16 protein-coding genes and 1 pseudogene are annotated in these 19,600 nt (G+C 38.2%); 11 read left to right on the top strand and 6 right to left on the bottom strand.

What is annotated here, in order from left to right:
• Nucleotides 1–240: 240 nt before the first annotated feature.
• Nucleotides 241–1,272: a M23 family metallopeptidase gene (locus FHG67_RS19115; protein WP_016758815.1), complete on the bottom strand. Its 1,032-nt coding sequence runs from the start codon at nucleotides 1,270–1,272 to the stop codon at nucleotides 241–243.
• Nucleotides 1,273–2,035: 763 nt separating this feature from the next.
• Between FHG67_RS19115 and FHG67_RS19110 the strand changes: the two genes are divergently transcribed.
• From FHG67_RS19110 to FHG67_RS19075, 6 genes are all read left to right on the top strand, one after another.
• On the top strand, nucleotides 2,036–2,563 hold the full coding sequence (locus FHG67_RS19110) for a flagellar protein FlgN (RefSeq protein WP_002615397.1): 528 nt from the start codon (nucleotides 2,036–2,038) through the stop codon (nucleotides 2,561–2,563).
• Between the two features lie 32 nt (nucleotides 2,564–2,595).
• Nucleotides 2,596–4,506 carry a flagellar hook-associated protein FlgK gene (gene flgK / locus FHG67_RS19105; RefSeq protein ID WP_002615406.1) on the top strand — a complete coding sequence of 637 codons (1,911 nt, stop codon included), beginning with the start codon at nucleotides 2,596–2,598 and terminating at the stop codon, nucleotides 4,504–4,506.
• A gap of 39 nt (nucleotides 4,507–4,545) precedes the next feature.
• Entirely contained in the window at nucleotides 4,546–5,811 is a 1,266-nt protein-coding gene (locus FHG67_RS19100; RefSeq protein WP_004499674.1) for a flagellar hook-associated protein 3, read from the top strand.
• A 110-nt stretch (nucleotides 5,812–5,921) separates the two neighbouring features.
• Entirely contained in the window at nucleotides 5,922–6,374 is a 453-nt protein-coding gene (fliW, locus tag FHG67_RS19095) for a flagellar assembly protein FliW (protein WP_002615403.1), read from the top strand.
• Entirely contained in the window at nucleotides 6,375–6,629 is a 255-nt protein-coding gene (gene csrA, locus FHG67_RS19090) for a carbon storage regulator CsrA (RefSeq protein ID WP_016758817.1), read from the top strand.
• 689 nt (nucleotides 6,630–7,318) lie between these two features.
• Complete coding sequence (locus tag FHG67_RS19075) at nucleotides 7,319–8,113, top strand: LA_1326/LA_4305 family lipoprotein (protein WP_002615395.1); 795 nt, start codon at nucleotides 7,319–7,321, stop codon at nucleotides 8,111–8,113.
• Between the two features lie 289 nt (nucleotides 8,114–8,402).
• On the opposite strand, the gene FHG67_RS19070 is transcribed toward FHG67_RS19075, so the two are convergent.
• A complete protein-coding gene (locus FHG67_RS19070) occupies nucleotides 8,403–10,214 on the bottom strand; it encodes a monovalent cation:proton antiporter-2 (CPA2) family protein (RefSeq protein WP_004501265.1) in 1,812 nt (603 codons plus the stop codon).
• Between the two features lie 22 nt (nucleotides 10,215–10,236).
• A complete protein-coding gene (locus tag FHG67_RS19065; protein WP_004495007.1) occupies nucleotides 10,237–11,016 on the bottom strand; it encodes a type 1 glutamine amidotransferase domain-containing protein in 780 nt (259 codons plus the stop codon).
• 386 nt (nucleotides 11,017–11,402) lie between these two features.
• Here FHG67_RS19065 and FHG67_RS19060 point away from each other — a divergent pair, with 386 nt between their 5' ends.
• The 3 genes and pseudogenes from FHG67_RS19060 to FHG67_RS19050 all read left to right on the top strand — a co-directional run.
• Nucleotides 11,403–11,888, top strand: coding sequence for a glutathione peroxidase (locus FHG67_RS19060; RefSeq protein WP_004494997.1), 486 nt, complete (start codon nucleotides 11,403–11,405; stop codon nucleotides 11,886–11,888).
• 38 nt (nucleotides 11,889–11,926) lie between these two features.
• The gene (locus FHG67_RS19055; RefSeq protein ID WP_004499658.1) at nucleotides 11,927–12,367 is read left to right on the top strand and encodes a MarR family winged helix-turn-helix transcriptional regulator; all 441 of its coding nucleotides are present in this window, start codon (nucleotides 11,927–11,929) and stop codon (nucleotides 12,365–12,367) included.
• A gap of 420 nt (nucleotides 12,368–12,787) precedes the next feature.
• Nucleotides 12,788–12,999, top strand: a pseudogene (locus tag FHG67_RS19050) (DUF1564 family protein); the annotation flags it as partial.
• A gap of 120 nt (nucleotides 13,000–13,119) precedes the next feature.
• On the opposite strand, the gene FHG67_RS19045 reads toward FHG67_RS19050, so the two are convergent.
• A complete protein-coding gene (locus tag FHG67_RS19045) occupies nucleotides 13,120–14,088 on the bottom strand; it encodes an NAD-dependent epimerase/dehydratase family protein (protein ID WP_004501205.1) in 969 nt (322 codons plus the stop codon).
• A 127-nt stretch (nucleotides 14,089–14,215) separates the two neighbouring features.
• Between FHG67_RS19045 and FHG67_RS19040 the strand changes: the two genes are divergently transcribed.
• Complete coding sequence (locus FHG67_RS19040) at nucleotides 14,216–14,587, top strand: LIC13410 family lipoprotein (protein ID WP_002615380.1); 372 nt, start codon at nucleotides 14,216–14,218, stop codon at nucleotides 14,585–14,587.
• Nucleotides 14,588–14,597: 10 nt separating this feature from the next.
• Here FHG67_RS19040 and FHG67_RS19035 read toward each other — a convergent pair whose 3' ends face one another.
• Nucleotides 14,598–15,389 (bottom strand): LIC13411 family adhesin, encoded by a 792-nt coding sequence (locus FHG67_RS19035; RefSeq protein ID WP_061231106.1) that lies wholly within the window; start codon nucleotides 15,387–15,389, stop codon nucleotides 14,598–14,600.
• Between the two features lie 105 nt (nucleotides 15,390–15,494).
• Here FHG67_RS19035 and FHG67_RS19030 point away from each other — a divergent pair, with 105 nt between their 5' ends.
• The gene (locus FHG67_RS19030; protein WP_004501186.1) at nucleotides 15,495–17,918 is read left to right on the top strand and encodes a 1-acyl-sn-glycerol-3-phosphate acyltransferase; all 2,424 of its coding nucleotides are present in this window, start codon (nucleotides 15,495–15,497) and stop codon (nucleotides 17,916–17,918) included.
• Here the strand turns inward: FHG67_RS19030 and purT are convergent.
• Nucleotides 17,915–19,078: a formate-dependent phosphoribosylglycinamide formyltransferase gene (gene purT, locus FHG67_RS19025; protein WP_004495026.1), complete on the bottom strand. Its 1,164-nt coding sequence runs from the start codon at nucleotides 19,076–19,078 to the stop codon at nucleotides 17,915–17,917. The genes FHG67_RS19030 and purT overlap by 4 nt on opposite strands.
• Nucleotides 19,079–19,600: the final 522 nt, after the last annotated feature.

Here is a 19,600-nt window from a genome sequence, read left to right as displayed (position 1 = left end):
AAAGGCGTGCCCGACTCCATTCCTTTGAGAAGGTTTAAAGCCTAAAAAATATAAGGAGACTTTTTAAATTACTACTCGAGCGCACGAATAGAATACTATGACAAACTTATTTCGAAAATTAGAATCTTCCTTTAAAAATTCGGGATTTCCCGATTTGACTTAATTTTTGAGAACCGCTGTACTTTTGCAAAACCGACCGCTTATTTTCGAGTAGTAAATAAACAGAATATTCAAAAAATATTAATCAAAAAATTTTTGACCGATTGCGGAAAGTGGATCCACCATCGTTCCTTGAACTCGCAAGCCTAAATGAAGGTGTGGGCCCGTGGACATTCCAGTGGAACCCACTTTACCGATCTGACTTCCTTTTTTTACTTTGTCGCCTACTTTTACGTTTAATTCGGATTGATGCATATATAAAGAATAAACTTCCAAGCCGTGATCGATTACGGTAAGGTTCCCTTCGTAATACATCGGTCTGGACAAAATTACCGTTCCATCGTTGATCGCATAAATCGGGGTTCCCACCGCACCTTTGAAATCAACTCCGCCATGAGGTTTTCCTTTGGTTTTGTTATAAATACGTCTTTTATAAAACGGACTTGTAAAGTGAACTTCCTGAACTGGATAGACGAAATCGGACACAATTTGTAAGTCGGTTTTCGACTGAAATGCTTCGGCCTTTGCTTGAGAGCAAGCGGCGATAAAATTCAAAGTTTCCTGAGAAAGTTCTTGCGAGGTGTATTTTTTATCGATCACTAAAGAAGAAATTTTTGTTTCGGAAAAGCTCGTTTTGCGAATGGGAATTTCATATTCTTTGTAGTCATTTTTTCTAAAAAGATTTTTATTATGAATTTCTAATATTCCGCTTTTTTTATTAAAATCCGGAGAAATCGGAATCCAAGCGTAGAAGACGGAATCCTTTTTCGTATAAGGAATTTCTTTTTTTTCCCAAAAAATTTTAATTCTATCTAATTTGGAAAGAATCGTTTTTTTCGGAGTAAGCTTGAGAAATGACAACTCGCCTTGCGCGAACTTTCTGGTTTGAATGGAAAAGAAAAAAAGAGCTTCTTTCTTTTTGATGAACTCGAATTCCTGATTTTCTTTTTTTTGATTTTTTTTTGGTTTTTCTTTCTTGAATTCGTGATGGGCCGTATCCGTAAGTTTTATTTCTTTTGTTTTGATTCCGGGTTTATCTTTGGCAAAGATCGTTTCAGTGTTTAAAAACTGAGTTAGAAAAATGACATAAAAAATTCTAAAATATTTTTGCATCGTATCCTACTATAATTTTGAAAATATTCGGTAAGTACAATCTAAAAAACCGTTTAGAAATAAATTATAAACTTACTTTTTAACCTTCATAATGGTCGCATTAAACAACTTGCTCTGAATCTTAAAATGCAAAACTCTGTAAAAATTTAACGATTTATGCTACTCAAGAAACGTAATTTGTGGGATACCGCGTTCAAATAACCAAATTTAAAATGAATTGCAATGTTATATTCGAATCTTACTCATCCTTATAAAATAGAATACCGTTAATTTGAGCATAAATCCCGCGTTTACACGCAAAATTTTGGACACTCTATTATGTAGAGATGAGTGGGCCTCACATTTGTTTTTATGAAAAAACGAACACCGAACTCAGATTGGATTTAAGGCGAATTTTTCTTTATAATATGTTCTAAAAATAGATTATCCGGTCATTTTACATAATTTGAAAAACTAAAAATCTATCTTAAAACTTTAGGTAGGGGATTAAACAACGATAAACTTGGTTTAAAAGTTCGTAAACTCCGCAAAGAGACGTAATTTATGGGAAGTACTGTTTCATTGTAAACGCTTTGGCAAACGTGGTCGTGGTTTCAAAGGTTTTGAAACGAGTTCTGAAATCCCAAATCTTAAGACCGAAAATGTAAAGAACACAATTCAAATCCCTTTTTATGTCTTAAATCTATTCCTCTATTTTCTTTGAAAATTACCTAAGCAAATTTTCGGTTTTACCGATCTTTGATAGCGGGAAACGGATAAAACAATGAAACAAGAGGAATGGTTGGGACAACTTACGAAACTTTTTCAAGACGAGATTAATCTTTATACGGATGTTCTGGAATTAGAAACTCAAAAATCAATCGCAGTCGTTAAAGCCGATGGAAAGTCTCTCGAGGCGATTACTAAAAAAACATACGAATTGCTCGTGATGGCCGCTGAAATCGAAAGGGTCAGAATGAAATCGATCGAAGACGTATATCGCTTTAAAAACTTTGCTTTTCCTGAAACCGGAACACTTACGTTATCCGATTTTTTAAACCGACTCGACAGAGATTCTAATTTTAAATTAAAAGAACATGCTTCCTCACTGAAAGCTATACTACATCGTTTAAAAGAAAAAATTAAATCCAACGAAAAATTAATCCTGACTCGTCAAGAAATTCTTTCCAGAACGATCGATGCAATGAAAGAAAAAGCGATGGAATCCGGTATAAACACATACGGTTCGGGGAAAAATCCGGAACGCAAACAAACTAAAAGACAAGCTTTGATGCTTAACGCATCGGCGTAAATCGATCTGCATTTTCGTAACAGGAGGAAGCCATGGGCTCCACATTTTCAGGACTTGAAATCGGAAAGCGGGGTTTGGCCGCACACCAGCAAGCGCTTCAAACCACGGGTCATAATATTTCCAATGCGGATAACAAGCATTATGCGAGACAAAGAGTTACAATGACCGCTATGGATCCGTTGTATGACCCGTCTTTGAACCGCGCCAACCTTCCCGGGCAAATCGGACAGGGAGTTGAAATCGCTTCGATTGAGAGAATTCGAGATAACTTTATCGACGATAGAATCATAGAAACTTCAGGGAATAAGGACTATTGGGCGGCGCGTAACGAATATCTATATCAATTAGAGACTGTTTTTAATGAACCCAACGGAACCACTCTCAGAACTTTGATGGATAAGTTTTGGTCTTCTTGGGAGGATTTGGCTAATTATCCCGAAGATAACGCGCATCGTTCCGTCGTTCTTGAAAGGGCGAACGGACTCGGAAGCAGAACCGAAGACGTGTATCGTAAACTTGCGCAACTGCAAGACCAGGCCAATCGTGAGATTGAAACCAAGGCGTATCACATGAATACGATCGCCGAAAATATTCGTACTTTGAACGAGAGAATCGGTAAGTCGGAAGCTTTGGGCGATAAACCGAACGATCTCTACGACAAACGGGATGCGCTTTTGCAGGAACTTTCTTCCTTAGTTGATGTTACGATTGGTCGTTCCGACGAGGATGAACTGATGGTTTTTATCGGCCAACAAATTCTCGTTCAAGGTAATAAAGCGAACAAGATCGATATTATAGGAAATTCTTCCAAAGACGGGCTTTTGGATCTGTATTGGTCCGCGACGGGAGATCCGGTTCTTTTGAGAAAAGGAAGGTTGCAAGGTCTCATCGAGGTGCGTGATAAAATCATTCGCGAGAAGATCGATCAAGTGGATTCCCTTTCCATCAACGTGATGGACGCTGTGAACGAAATTCACAAAGACGGATTCGGTATCAACGGAAATACAAATCAAGCTTTCTTTAATATTCGTTCCTTATCCATCAACACATTCGGGGAATACGATTCCAACGGAGACGGGCAAAACGATGTCACTGCGATTTTTAGAGTCACCGGTAGAAATACAATCGATCCCGACAGGCCGATCGGAATTAACGGAACGATCAGTTTCAATCAATCGGATGTTAAAGAAGCTCCCGTGTTGATTCCTTATTCTTCCAATGATACGTTAAACGGAATCATTAAGAAGATCAACGCCTCTCGTTCCGGCGTTGTGGCTTATATGAACCACGACAACCAATTGGCTTTAAAGGCGACGGTTGCCGACGATCATCCCAATAAGAATTTTATACTCAGACATTTGGAAGATTCGGGAGACCTTCTTGTGGGAATGACCGGTATCCTAATGGCATCCGGTCCTTCCGGCGCTTACGATTATAAACGTCTCGGCGAAATCAACAAGTTGCAAGCGCGCTCCGAAGATATCACCCTAACCCCTCACTTTCATCCTTCTTCCCATTTTAGGGTGGCGGATTCAATAGCGAATAACGTTTCAAACATTGCGGCGGCTCGAGGTAAGGATGTGGGCGGAACCGGAGATTATAATTCGCCCGGCGGTCATAAGGACGGAAGAAACGCATTGATGGTCGCATCCGCTTTGAGGAACAATCCGGTTATGGTTGATTACTCTAAAACGACCGATGATTTCTACAATACTCTCATTTCAAAATTGGGAACGGAAGCAAGAGAAGCAAAACAGGAATTCGGGATTCAAAACGATCTCATGACAGAACTTGAAAACATGAGACAGTCGGTCATGGGCGTTAACTTGGACGAAGAAATGGCCAATATGGTCCAATTCCAGCATTCTTACAATGCGTCCGCAAAGATGATCAACACTATGAACGAAATTTTGGATACGATCATCAATCGATTGGGCGTTTAATCTCGCGATAATATAAGCGGGTAAGGAGAGAATTTTATGATGCGCATAACGAACATGATGCAGAACAACAGCCTGATTCATAATTTGAACAGACATCAACTCAACATGGACGAAACTCAAAACCAACTTTCCACAGGACAAAGAATTCGTCTTCCTTCGGACGAACCTGGTCGCGCTACAAATCAGATGTTTTTTCGTTCTAGACTGAATGAACTCGAAACGTTTCAAAGAAATATCGACGACGGAAATTCTCGCCTTCAGCAAATCGATGGAGAATTAGATCGTATCGGCTCCTTGTTTCAAAGAGCAAGAGTGTTGGCGGTTCAAGCTTCAAACGGTATCTATCAAGGTGATAAAGGTTTTGAACTCGAGGTTGCAATCGGGAAAGAGATCGATGAAATATTAAGAGCCTTGGTAGATATTGCGAACACGAGAGATGCGACCGGCCGTCCCTTATTCGGTGGTCATGTGATTGAGAGACCGCCGTTCGAACCGATAGAGTCCAAGATCAAAGGTCTTCAAGGAATCGAATTAAAGAACCAATATATCGGTGTTGAATACCGCGGCGATATCGGAGAACAACTAAGAGAGATTGAAAAGGGGGAATACGTTCCCGTAACGATACCGGGCAACAAAGTTTTTTGGGGAACGAACATGAGCATCACGAGTAAGGTGGATAACTCCGGTTATGTGACTTCTTCGGATCAAAAATTTAAAATCGATGGAATTGAAATTCATGTTTCGGCTGGAGATACGATTGATGATATTATCGACAAGATAAATAACTCTCCTTTGGAAGTGAAAGCAAACAAGCTCGCTCAAGATAACATCAGTTTGAGTTCAACGGCTCCGCATCAAATTTGGATGGAGGACATAGAAGGGGGAACGATATTAAGGGATATCGGTCTTGTGGATTCTGCGACTTTCGAGCCTCCGAACAATTATTCAAAATCTGCCACTGTAACCGGTCTTTCCGTGTTCGATGTGATGATTCAATTCAGAAACGATCTCATTCAAAAGGATCAGGAAAGAATTTCTGGACGTGATCTTCAGGATTTGGATTTGGCGATGGAAAATATTCTTCGTTACCGTGCGGTTGTAGGCGCGAGGATGAATCGAATGGAAGAACACGCTCAAAGGGTTGACTTCGATAAATCTTACATGACGGAACTTCTTTCCAAAAACGAAGGGATCGATTTTCCAGAAACCATTATGAATATGAAGTGGTTGGAAACCGTACACCAATATGCTCTTAACGTCGGATCAAAAATTATTAAACCGACATTGATGGATTTTCTGAGATAATCAAAAATGAGTAAGAGTCTTATGACTTTGACTCTTTTCTTAAAGTTAATTTGGTTCTGATGATCCGCTGTAAAATGTTCAGAAGAGAAATTCGAAGGTAAAAATTTAGAATGGGAATCGAGATTCAAACAAAACCGTTTGGAAAAATGCAAATATCGGAAAAACAAATTTTATCTTTTCCGGAAGGTTTGCTCGGATTTGAAGATTATAAAAAATTCGCACTCATAGAAGAGGAAGAGGAATCTGTTTTTAAGTGGCTTCAATCTATAGAAGAAGTGGATCTTGCATTCGTGGTCATTCCGCCTTCCCTTTTTAAAAAGGAATATAAGCCTTTGATTCCGGAACAGGAGCTGCAGGGAATAGGGATTGCCGGGATTGAAGATGGCCTGATGTTGGTGATTGTAACGGTTCCTGGAGAAGATCCGTCTTTGATGACCGCGAATATGCAGGGTCCGATTTTAATTAATAAAGAAACTCTTTTAGGAAAACAATTTATTTCAAGGAACGAATCTCATTCCGTTCGGGAAAAAATTCTTGCGTCGGCCGCAGTGGAGATGGATTAAGTGCTGGTCTTAGCAAGACGAACGAACGAATCGATCATGATCGGTGATGACATAGAAATTGTCATTGTGGATATAAAAGGCGATCAAGTGAAAATTGGAGTTAAAGCTCCGAGAAACGTTTCGGTACATAGGGCTGAAGTTTATAAAGACATTCAGGAAGAAAATAAAAAGGCGGCAGGAACAAAGGTTAAGCCCGAAGATCTCGGTAAGATTGGAGACATTCTAAAAAAGAAAGATTCCGGAAAAAAAGACTGACGGTATTTTAAGAATTTATAAACGATTAATATGTAATAACCTTACATGAATTAGATGCTTCCTTTTAATTTGCGATCGTTGTCACTTTAATTTCTATATCCGTCATAATTTGTCGTCTTAATGGTTCGCTGAATCTTCATACTGATGGCTCAATTTTTCTCTCAGTTGTTTGAACTTTTGTTTTTTATCCATTTCAATCGAAGACAAGGTATTTTAGGAATCAGATATGAGATTGTTGGAAGCGAATCAATGTCAACAGTCAATTTCTTCCTAAGCGGAGTGTTCTCCCATTGTAGTTTTGGGACAAACTTTGGCAAAAGGTTTCAGGAATTGTAAGAGTTCCTATTCCGAACTAGATTGTGGCTTATTATATGAAGTGAACTTCGACTACTTCTAGGTTGTTTTCGAAAAACTGTGGAATTCCTCATTTGAAAATAGCAGATTGTTCTATCGCTTTTGATTTGAATAGAATTTGGGCAGAAGTAGTTGTGGGAAGTACTACAATTGGCATCAATTTATATCGTAATCGGTTTATAAGAGAAAGGATCAGATGGCTTAAATTTAGAATAGATTCCTTTCATTTTTTGAGGAATCTATAAGAGTTAACGATTTTACTCGTAAATTGCGGTAGTTCCCAAAAATTAAATTCTCTTGGGAAATGATTGTAAGGAGCGTTTGTTGAGTTTGTTATGAACCAAGTCATAGTTCTATTTTTTATGATTCTTTCGTTTTCCTGTTTTGCTGGAATCCGTAAAGAGCTAAATTATTTCTCCGATTCGATCGCATTCTATTCTTTCGAAAACGATCCCGGACTTCCTTCATGGTTGGATCGTAGTGCTACCTATCTTCAAAATGAAGAAAAAAATAATTTTAAAAGTCTGATCGCAGATGCTTTGTATCAGATGAGAAATAAAAATGATTCTCTGATCAACGATTCTACATTCAGAATTTTTTCGAAAGAGTTGAGTAAGGAAATCGCTGAGCGTTCTTATGAAAAATTTGAACATTCTCCGTATCATACGTATCAGCTTTGGATATTAAAAAAAGAGGACACAATCAATCCAGGACGTAGAATTCGAAGGACGGTGTTTTTACTTTATCCGAAAGTCGATTCCATTCATTTCGTTTTCTTTGAATTGAATCAGTTCATAGATTTTCAAACACCTTATACGTTTCAAGATTGGTCTAATTATTCCCTATCCGAATCGAATATCAAACCTTCTCTAGAAGTATATATTCCGGATTCTGCAATCGGAGTTTTATCTTATTATAAGGATTTTCAAGGAGAATCCGAAAAATTTCACATCGTTTTTCAAACTCATTTTTCTACTTTGGAAAACGCCGGAGTAGAAAGGTCGAAAAAAGAAAAGGATTCAAAAAACATCGAGAAAAGACTCATAGAGCTGAAAAACTTGTTCGATAAGAAATTAATTTCCGAAGAGGAATTTAAAAAGAAACGGGAAGAGATTCTGAAATCACTTTAATATTTTTGAATTTGGAAAAAATTTCAAAAAATCGGAGCGGCTTTGTAAAAAGCCACTCCGCAGAGAATAGTGAAGAGAATTGGATTTTCCCACCTTGAACTTGTGAAGTTTAAGATAGAAAAGCTTCCTATAATGAACATATCTGTTGAACTGGATCTAAAATACAGAGAAAAATAAATTATACTGCTATATTTTCATCAGTTTTTATAAAACCCAAGTTGAAATAATTTATTGACTAATTTGTGAATGCGGCGGAACGTTTTTCTATGGAGCGAGACGATCGCGCTCTTTATAAAGAAGACAAATTTTGACCTGGTATTTTTCCTTCTTTTTCTTGGCGGTCGGCTTCAAAAGCAACCTCCAATTGGCGCATTGAGTTCTTTGAAAATTTAATAAATTCTTTTTCGTCGTCTCGAATTTGAAACTGCCCTCTCAAGGTTAATTCGTCGTGGGCTCTGAATTTTTTAACTTTTTTTTCTACTTCAAAATCCGTAAAACCTAATTTCCTCAGAGTTTCTCCCGCCAATTCAAGTGCGGAAGCGAAAGTATCTCTGCGAATGATTTGAATTCCGAGTTCCATCAGTTTAAAAACGTGTTCTCGATTTCGTGCTCTTGCGATAATCGTCAAATTCGGGAAATGTTTTTTAACTAGTTCGGCGACTTTTATAGAGATATCTATATCCTGAATTGCTAATATAAATAGATCGGCTTGCTCGGCGCCTGCCGATCTTAAAAGACTCAACTTACTCGCGTCTCCGTAATAAATCTTATAACCAAATTTTCTTGCAACGTTGACTTGATCAGGATTGTGTTCTAATGCGGTAAAACCGATTCTATGAACGAAAAGCATCCTTGCAATAATTTGTCCGAATCGCCCGAATCCTGCCACAATAACCCGATTCTGTTCTTCGATTGTATCTTCTTTGAAATTTTGATCTTTTTTGAAAATCAATTCCACTATTTTATCTTTGAGGATTCCAAGGATCGGGGTTAAGCCCATGGAGAGAGTAACGACCGCGATGACTAAGTCGGCTCTTTCCTTTGGAAGAATGGATAAGGATACGCCCACTCCTAAGATTACGAATGCGAATTCCCCGCCTTGGGCGATTGTCACAGAGAGATTTAAGGAAACCTCGTTGGAATGCTTTGCAATTTTTCCTATAAAAAAAAGAACTGTCGCTTTAACGAGGATTAAAATGAATGCGGAGAAAAGGACAAGGATCGGATCTTTTAAAACTTCACTAAGATTGATCGACATTCCCACGGCTAAAAAGAATAACCCGAGAAAGAGACCTTTGAACGGTTCCAAATTTGATTCCAGTTCGTGCCTGTATTCCGAGTCTGCAAGGATCACTCCGCCTAAAAAAGATCCAAGCGCCATCGATAATCCTACCCGATCCATAAGCAATGAAACTCCGATCACAATCAGTAAGGATAATGCCGTGAAAATTTCATGATTCCCGCTGGAAGCTACGAGCTTGAACAAAGGTCTCGCTAAAAATCTTCCTGCTAAGATAACAGTGAGAATCGTTCCGGTCCCAACAGCAATTTGTTTTATACTTCCTTGAGATCCCGGATCGGCGGCTGATTCTGCTAAAAAGGGAAGTATCGCCATAATCGGAATTACGGCAAGATCTTGAAACAGAAGAATTGCAAAAGCGCTTCTTCCGTGTATAGTCTTAAGTTCGTTTTTCTCACCCAATAACTGAAGAGCAAAGGCGGTAGAAGATAATGAAATACTAATGCTGATTACGATTACTTGGGATTTTTCCATACCTAGAAAAAGAAGGATCGCGAAAAAGAAGAAAAATGTAAGAATTACCTGAAGCCCGCCCAAGCCGAAAACGGGTTTTCTCAAAATCCAAAGTCTTTGAGGTTTTAACTCCAAACCTATCAAAAATAAAAGTAAAATAACTCCGAATTCGGAAAGATGAAGAATACTATCCACATTAGTTATCAATCCGATTCCCCAAGGGCCGATAATGATTCCGCCGATAAGATAACCTACGACGGAACCTAATCCGATTTTTTTGAAGAATGGAACCGAAATGACTGCTGCTGAAAGAAATACGATGAGGGTCACGAGTAAATTATCTTGCATTCTTTATCCTCGAATACTTAAATTACGAACTTTTTCTCTCGCGATCTGGAAACAATTTCATGAAAGAAATTATGAAAGAGTGAGCGTCTCCAGGCCATCGCGAAGAAACATAATTTCCATCTGCAATCGCATGACCTCTCTTCAGTTTCTTATGATTGTCTCTGAAAATCGGTTTTGGACCGAAGTGAAAATCTTTCGGATCGCTTAAGGCCGATTTTACTTCTTCTTCTACGGTTTGGGGATAAGTTCGATAGTAATTTCCCAGCCACAGTCTCGTAAGATTCCAAGCTGCCATCTCTTGCGATTTCAAGAGCGCTGTCGTTTTTTTTCCATAAAGGATGGATCGGTCCGTTCCGGGTAGTTTACTTCGAGCCGCTAAAACGACTCCGTGACAAATCGCTCCCAAAGGTTTACCGGTTGCAAAAAACGAACCTACGAATTCTTGTAACTCCTTCGATTCCAAGTATTCTTTCATTCCGGGGGCGTGTCCGCCGGGAAGAATTAGCCCTTCAAAGTTTTCGGGTTTTAAGTCTTTATAAGAAAGGGGATTTTGAAAATGAGAGTCGGAGATCATTTCATCGTAGGCCGCTCTCGCTTTTTTATGAGCAATTAAAAACGGTTTCCAAATTCCAAGGCCTTTGCCGGTGAGCATTCTAAAATCCGCCGATCCCGGTTTACCGTTAGGGGTCGCAAAGAATACTTCATAGTCGTTTTCCTTTAAAATTTTCCAAGGAATCGAACTTTCAGATGGATCAAAGTCGGCGGAGGGTAAGGGAATGAGAATTTTATACTTGGGGATCATAGGATTGATTTTAACTTTTCTCTAAAAAAATCAACACCTTAAGGATTTTCATTTCTAATTCTCAATTTGTTCAAAACTTATAAAATTGATTTTAACTCGATTCTACGCTTTACTCTTGAACTCGACATCGTCTTACTCATCCCTATAAAATAAAATACCGTTCATTTGAGCGCAAACCCCGCTTTTAGGCGCAGAATTTTGGACACTCTGTTATGTGGGAATGAGTAATCGCATTAAGGCTGCTCGGTAAGGATGAATCTTTCGATTTTAGATTCTCGGTACTGAAAAATTGGAGTTTTGGAATAAGCTGTCAAAATCTTCTTGACTGAAGTAAGGAACTTATATTTTGTAAAATTAAATTGTGCACAATCTAAATGGAGGCTAAAATGACCCAAACGTTATACGATTTAACGGCTACTCTGAATAGCGGTAAAGAGCAGAGATTGGAGGATTATAAGGGAAAAGTTCTCTTGATCGTGAATACTGCGAGTGAATGTGCTTTTACTCCTCAATATGCGGGTTTACAAAGTTTGTATGGGAAATACAAAACGGAAGGGTTGGAAATTCTCGGATTCCCTTGCGATCAGTTTAGACATCAGGAACCGGGTTCGGATGAGACGATCAAGAATTTCTGCCAAAAAAACTATGGAGTTGAATTTCCGATTTTTAAAAAAATCGATGTAAACGGAGATAATGCTCATCCAGTATTTCGGTTTTTGAGGAAAAAAGCCTCTGGATTTTTCGGAAACTCGATTAAATGGAATTTTACGAAATTCTTGGTAGATAAACAAGGGAACGTAATTAAACGTTATTCTCCGATTACCGCACCGGAAAAGATCGAAAAAGTTATTCAAGAACTTTTAAAAAAATAAAAACCGAACTCATTTCATGAAAATGAAACAGGTTTTTTATGAGTACGAAAGATCTTTTTTTGGAAAATCAGATTTGCTTTCCTCTTTATGCTTGTTCTAGAGCGTTAACCTCCCTTTATCGCCCCATACTAGATCAATTGGGCTTAACGTATCCTCAGTATCTCGTTCTTTTGATATTATGGAGAGGGGATGGATGCAGTGTAAAAGAAATTGGGAGAAAATTGTATTTGGATTCTGGAACTTTGACCCCTTTACTGAAACGTCTGGAGGATTCCGAACTTGTTGTTAGAAAGCGTTCCGAAGAAGATGAACGTTCGGTGCGGATTTTTCTTTCCTCAAAAGGAAAGAAATTAAAAGAAAAAGCGGTTAATGTTCCGACCAAACTTCTTGAAATCTTAGAAATTGATAAAAGAAGTCTTACCGGTTTAAAAAATGATTTGGACCGGTTGTTACTTATTCTTTCTGAAAAAACCGAATGAATCTTTTATTCAAAATGTTTTCTAATTTATTGAATCATAAAATTGAATTTTCGATGCGGAAAATTTTAAAAATGTTTCAGAACGAGTGCTACTGATTCCTATAAAATAGATTACCGTTAATCTGAGCACAAATCCCGCGTTTAGACGCAGAATTTTGGATACTCTATTATGTAGACATGAGTAAAATTTCACTTTTACTACTCGGACGCGTGAAAATGATACTCGAAAATAAGCGGTCGATTTTGCAAAAGTACAGCGGTTCTCAAGAATTAAGTCAAATCGGGAAACCCCGGCTTTTTAAAGGAAGATTCCAATATTCTAATTTTCGAAATAAGTTTGTCATAGTATTCTATTCTTGCGTTCGAGTAGTAGTTCGATAAGATTTTGTATTTGAAACTTATCTAAAATACGTTTGACTCGTTGTTCAATTCCGATCGTGAAATTATTTTGATTCTTCAAAAAAGTAATTCCGAAACGGTTACTCTTTTGATTTCGGAAAATATTTGGCTTTGTTTTCCCGAAAAAGATTTGAAACTTTTTCCAAAGAAGATTCCTCAATTTTTGAGAACGTAGGGAAGTTTCTTTCTGTTTCAAAACGTCTCGGTAAAAAAGCCGGACGACTCTTGTATCAACTTACTCTGTAAAAACGTAAGCATTTCATATCGTGATGTAGAACTAAATTTCATTAAAAAACACTTTATTTTTTTATTAAGTATTCAGATCGGCTCGATAATCTTGTTTTATGGATGGATTTAAACCGTGTCGTTTAGAACACTTTGGATTCCTTCTTCGAAATCCATTTTAAATTGAAAACCTAATTCTTTTTGAATACGGTCCGAAATTACGATCGAAGACTCTTGAATATATTCTAAGTTGGCTTTCTTTTTAAAAACATTGGCTAATAAACCGTTGGCTAAGTTAAATAGAAATAAAATTAAACCCTTAAATTTTAATCTGAAAAAAAACTTTCCGGGTTTCAATTTTAAAAAAAGAATTTCTATGTCTTTTGAAGATAATGCTCTCGGGTACGCGACGTTGAATGTTTTGCCGGATGCTTTATTCCATTTTTTTAATATAATTAAAAAAATTGCGACAACATCGGAAGAATGAACCATAGATTTTTTAAAGTTTGGATTTCCGGAATAGAGAAGAATTCCATATTGAAATAATTTTAAAAGTTTGTTCAGAAAGCTTTTACTGGTGGGTCCGTAAACGGATGCGATTCTGAGAATCACAAAAGGATTTTTGGATTTTCGCACGAGGGATTCGCATTCTATTTTTGAAATCGCGTAAAAAGTATTTCCGTTTAGCACCGAAGTTTCGGTAACGGGTTGATTTGAAAAACCGTAGACGGAGGAAGAACTTGAAAATAAAACTTTGGTCGTTCGATTTTTGGAAGCGAATCGAAGAATCTTCTGGGTCGAAAGTTCGTTTCCTCTTTTGTATTCTTCCAAAGAAGCCGCTTGGCCGCTTACCTTTCCCGCAAGATGAATGATAAATTCCGGTTTTTCGTTGATGGAAAATTCCGGATCGTTTTCCAGATCAACCTCGTAAAAAACAAAATTGGAATGAAATCGAATCGAGTCGGAAAAGGAGGAAAGATTTCTTCCGATACAAACTACTCTGTAATTTTTAACTAATTCCGGAAGAAGTATTCGACCCAAAGAACCGCTGCCGCCGGTTACTAGGACGGTTTTTATAAAGTTCCCTTTATCATTCATGGAACCATTTTGATTTTTTGATAAGGATAAAGAAGAATTTTTTGAACTCCAATTTTATTTTTGCTCTCGACGGTTAAAAATAGAAATCGTACTTTGTGGATTGAAGTTTAGACTTAGGAGCATTACGGTGAAAAAAATACTTTCAACGTTTTCGATTTTAGTTTTTATCTTGGTTTTTTTCTTTTGCAGTTCCGAAAATAAAAAGCAACCTCCGAGACAAGAGTTTCAGCCTAATTCCGATATTAGGATGTTCGAAGTAGGGATGATAAAGGAAGGAGACAAACGGATTAAAGCGGAAGCCGTTTTGGGAACTCCGTCGGTGGAACTGAATACGCAAGACGGCGCGATTTTAGAGTGGTATTTGGTTTCTACTGATTATCAAAAAAATTCTTATAAAACTTTGGCTGAGAAGCCCGAAACGATATCGGAAGATACAAAGTTTATCAGACTTACGATTGATAAGAAAGGCGTGATCAAAAAGATGGAATATAAACTTTAATGGAAAAAGTTTAGTCTGCAGTATCGTCTTCTAATAAATCCAATCCCGCGAGTCCGACTAGAAAGTCGAGAAGTTCTGCGGGATTAAATCCGATCCTAAGTCCCCCATAAATACCCAAATAAACTTCGATCTGATAAAGAAAACTCTTCGGATAGCCGTCTTTTCTTTTATTAAAAGTTTGTAATGCGTTTTGTACCGCGGGATCATTCCGATCGAAACTTTGTCCTTCTATGAATCTTTTGTAAAATTCTTCCTTTTTTCTCTTTCGTCTTTCCGCTATGGGAATATTGTAAAACGAAAGATAACGGAGTTTTTGACTTTTGATGTTGTATCTTTCATTTAAGAACTCGGGAACCAGATCGCCTGGTGTTTTCGAATTCTCCAAGTTTTTGAATTCTTCTACGGTTTCCGAAGAAATTGTTTCGGATGCTTCTTCCGTTTCGGACGTTTGTGTTTCTGCTTCCAAAGGAAAAAAAGTATCACTTCCCAAAATTCCGAAGATCAATTGTTGAGACCGGTATAAACCGAAATAACCGCTCCGAAGTCCGTAGCCTTTTCCTAAGTCTCTTTTACCTGGAGCGGATTCCCCGCCTTGAAAAACGAAACCCGCCGCTAAAGGGCCGATTCTAAGACCTGCGCCATAACCTGGAGTTTCCACCCCCAAGGTAAAGATATCTTTCAGATCGTTTTTTCTGTTTTGAAAATATGTGGCACAATTTATAGAGCTGATAAGAAGGTAACTTAAGAATAGGAAAAAAAGAAAGGATCCGTTATATTTTTTTGTCGCACTCGATAAAGTCACAAGCCCACTCTCTTGCGATTTGTCGGTTAGGCAACCCGGAAAAAGAAAACGAAAGATCCGTTTTCTGATTGTTTCCCGAATTCTTAGCGTCTCAATAGAATCAGAATGGAAGAAATAAAATCATCCGCAATTATATCTGCTAATATCGCAGTTTTGGGAGGCGGGCCGATGGGGATCTATCTCTCCGCGTATCTTTCTCCTAAGGCAAAAGAAATTTTTCTTTGGTACGATGATCGGAAAAAAGCCGCAAAAATCGAAAAAGAAAGAATAGCCGCGGTTCTTGAAGATTCAATCGCGCTTCCCGAAAACGTTCGTGTCAAAAGCGAATTCGACTTTTTAAAAAGCGGCTCTTGGATTCTTGTGATCGCGGTGCCTTCGAGATTGATGGAGGGAATTTTAGACGAATTGATCAAAATTTTGGATAAAAATTCCCCCCATTATGTCTTTGCCTTTACGAAAGGACTTTTATCTATCTCCACAAGAAGAAAAACAAATTGCATTACATATTCTGAATATATTCATAAACTTTCCGTTACGGGAGAATTAAAAAATGTGGAATACACCGCGGTTAACGGCCCGAATATTTTGGGAGAATTAAAACGGGGTCATCACAGTTTTTATTGTTTGGCTTCTTCTGGAACTCAATCGGTCGAAATTTTTGAAACGTTATTCGGCGATTCTCGTAGTCATACCAAAACATACGAAGATCTGATGGGTTTAGAGGTGTTCGGAGTGATGAAAAATCCGATCGCGATCGCTTGCGGAATCGCTTCGGGAATTCCCGAGTGCGGAAGTAATTTCGAAGGAGAACTGATCAGTCTAGGTTATTCGGAAATTATCACTCTTTTGGAAACGCTCGGAATTCCCACCAAGCCCGTACAAGAATATGGTCTTGCAGATTTGATTGCTTCTTGCACTTCCCGTTATAGTCGAAACAAGGCATACGGTCATCGATTTGTACATAAATTGATCTCCGGAGAAGACCGGCCTAATCTGATCGAAAGAATCGAATTGTTTTTTAATCCTGCCGAATTCATTCAAAAAGAAGTCAGTCAAAGCGAAAGTCACGTAGAGGGGGCTTTTGCGCTTGCTTCGATCATTTCTTTGGCTGAGGAAAAAAACGTAGATATTCCACTTTATAGCATTCTTTTTCAAATACTTACCAGAAGGGTTTCTCCGACGGAATTGATTCGTTTCGTTTCCAAATCCACTTCCGACGAGGTTCGTCACATTTCCAAAACCACCACAAAACGTTCCGGTTTAGGAATGGCTTCCGGTAAAAAATTTCAGGAAGCGTTGAGTAAAAATGTATTAAGGCATATCAACAGCCAACCGGGAATGACGGATCGTATCGTTAAACAATCCTCGCTTCTTGTGAAGTCATTGGAAAAAAGATATAAGGAAGCGGAAGCATCCAAGGATATTACGGATCTTTTGCAGATTCCGAAAGAGATACAACTCTGGAACGAGGTAGAAAAGAAGTTTCAGGAAAAGGGGAATAAGGATCTAACAAAAATATTAGATTTTTATGTTTCTGAAATTGCGGATGATTACAAGCCGTTCTTACGTGATACGCTCATAAACCTGATCATACCGATTCGTTACATTTTAAACGGTTTTAAATCGGGATCTGGATTGCCTAAGATCGGCGGTTGTGTCAAAGAAGTGAAAGCTTTAGCTTCGAGATACGATATTCTTTATACGCCAACTCACAGATCCCATTTGGATTCGATAGAAGTTGCTTTTGGTTTAAAATGGCTCGGACTTCCGGTGCCGCGATACGCCGCCGATAAAAAAGTAATGGCTACTCCTGGGCTTGCTAACATATTGAAGTCCCTCGGTGCTTACATGGTGGATAGAAAAAGAAATCGGAATATTCTATATTTGGAATGTTTAACTCAATATTCTACGATGATGTTGGAGGCTGGAATTCCGACTTTGGTGTATCCGGAAGGAACCCGTTCTCGAACTGGAGGGATTCTTCCGATTAAAACCGGAATTTTATCCACTTCCGTGGAGGCCTATAAACATACTGGTTCTGAAGTTATCGTAGTTCCGATTGTGTTGTCTTATGAAAACGTTCCGGAGGACGAAGAGTTTTGCGGAAAAGATAAAAAATCCGGCTTTAAAGATTTTTTCTATAAAAGAAAGGAAGTGTACATGGATCTTTGCGAACCGATTCCGGTTTCGAGATATATACACGAAGAAGATCCGGTGGGGGTTATCGGATTTGAAATTACACAAAGTTGGAGAAAATACAGGAGAATTTTACCGAATCAACTTGTGGCGCGTTTGATCGTGGAAGCGGGAACGGAAGTAAAGATGGGCGAGTTAAGGAATTTAATTAAGGAAACGATTCTGACTAAAAAAGGAAATTATCTTATTCGGGATTCCGATGAAATCTTAAAACGAGGTCTTAAGATATTAAGACAAAGAAAGATAGTTCTTTTGAAGAATGAGAGCATAAAGATATTAGATCATAATCTGATCCAATATTATGCGAATATGTGTACGGACGAATCCCCTTAATCGACTTTAATTTTAGAAGCTAAAAGAATCGCACGCTTGCGAAGAGAGGAAGTTCCTTCTCCTTTTGAGGAATAAGAGAGGGCGACTCCCATCCTACGGTAAGGTCTTGTGATCGGTTTTCCGAAAATTCTGAAATCTGATTCGGGCATTTCTGATGCGATATCTAATCCTTTTGTTTCCGGAATTTTACCGTCCGTACTCGCAAGAATTACAGCGCTTGCGCCTTTTCTTTCTTGAGTGATTTCGGAAATCGGAATTCCTAAAATCGCACGAATGTGAAGTTCAAACTCGTTGAAGTTTTGTGTTCCGGCTAACGTAACCATACCAGTGTCATGCGGCCTCGGAGAAAGTTCCGAAAAATAGACCTGATCTTCGGTTAAAAAAAATTCCACGCCCCAAATACCGAAACCTGTCAGTTCTTTTGTTACCGCTCCCGCCATTTTTTGCGCTTCTTTCAATTGAGCTTCGGAAATTTCTGCCGGTTGCCAACTTTCCTGATAATCTCCTCTTTCCTGCCTATGACCGATCGGTGGACAGAAAAGCGTTTTGCCATTTTTCTGCGTAACCGTTAGAAGTGTGATCTCTGATTTGAAAGAAATGAATTCTTCCACGATGATTTCCGTGGTGCCCGTACGGCCTTTAGTTTGAGAAGCCTCCCATGCTTTGGAAATATCTTTCGGGGATTTGATGACTGACTGTCCTTTTCCGGAAGAAGACATGAGGGGTTTGACCACACAAGGAAAACCTAATATTTCGGTTGCTTTTATCAATTCCTCTTCCGAGGAAGCATATAAATATTTTGCAGTAGGAAGTTTTAAATCTTTTGCCGCAAGATCGCGAATTGATTTCCGATTCATTGTGAAATTAGCGGCTTTAGCGGAGGGAACTATCTGATAGCCTTGTTTTTCATATTCGTAGAAACGTTCGGTTTTAATCGCCTCGATTTCGGGAACAATCAGATCCGGTTTATGTTTTTCTACGACTTGATCCAAAAGGTTGCCGTCTAGCATGTTGATAATTTCTTTTTCGTGAGCAACCTGCATAGCGGGCGCGTTGTCATAAGAATCGACGGCAATTACGTATTGTCCTAATCTTTGTGCTGCGATGACGAATTCTTTACCGAGTTCCCCGGATCCTAAAAGAAGAATTTTCTTTTTCATAGTCTTATCGGCAGACTGAAAGAAATATTAGAAAGATCAAAAAGAAAATCTTCATTTATTCAAAAATTGCAATCCACATCGCAGAATGACGTTCCGAGAGGAAAAAGGTTTTTAAAACAAATTTCACTTTGGTTTGAAAATGTTGTAATCGGTATTATTTTTATTATTACTTGGACGAACGAAAAGAATACTATAATAAGTTTGTTTCAAAATTTAGAATGTTAGATCTCTTCAAAAAAACAACAATTCTGGATTCGGAGCAATTTTGTGAACGCTTCTATATTTTGTGAAAACTGTCCGTTAATTTTTGGCGCCATTTTTATGATATATGGTATTTGTGGAGTCCCTACATTCAAGATTTTGAAACAAATCAACGTGAATTCGGCCTAATTCATTTTTCCGTAGAAAATTGGAATTTGAACTTTGTAAATCTATTCTTAAAATGTGGGAGCTAGAACAAATCGAGATTTTACGAACAAATTCTAAAAGTAGGGGGTTCCTACTTTTAGAAAATTCTTTCTC

The organism is Leptospira weilii (assembly GCF_006874765.1).
Lineage (GTDB): Bacteria > Spirochaetota > Leptospiria > Leptospirales > Leptospiraceae > Leptospira > Leptospira weilii.
The sequence above is the reverse complement of the archived record's forward strand: the minus strand, read 5'-3'. Positions and strand labels throughout refer to the sequence as shown.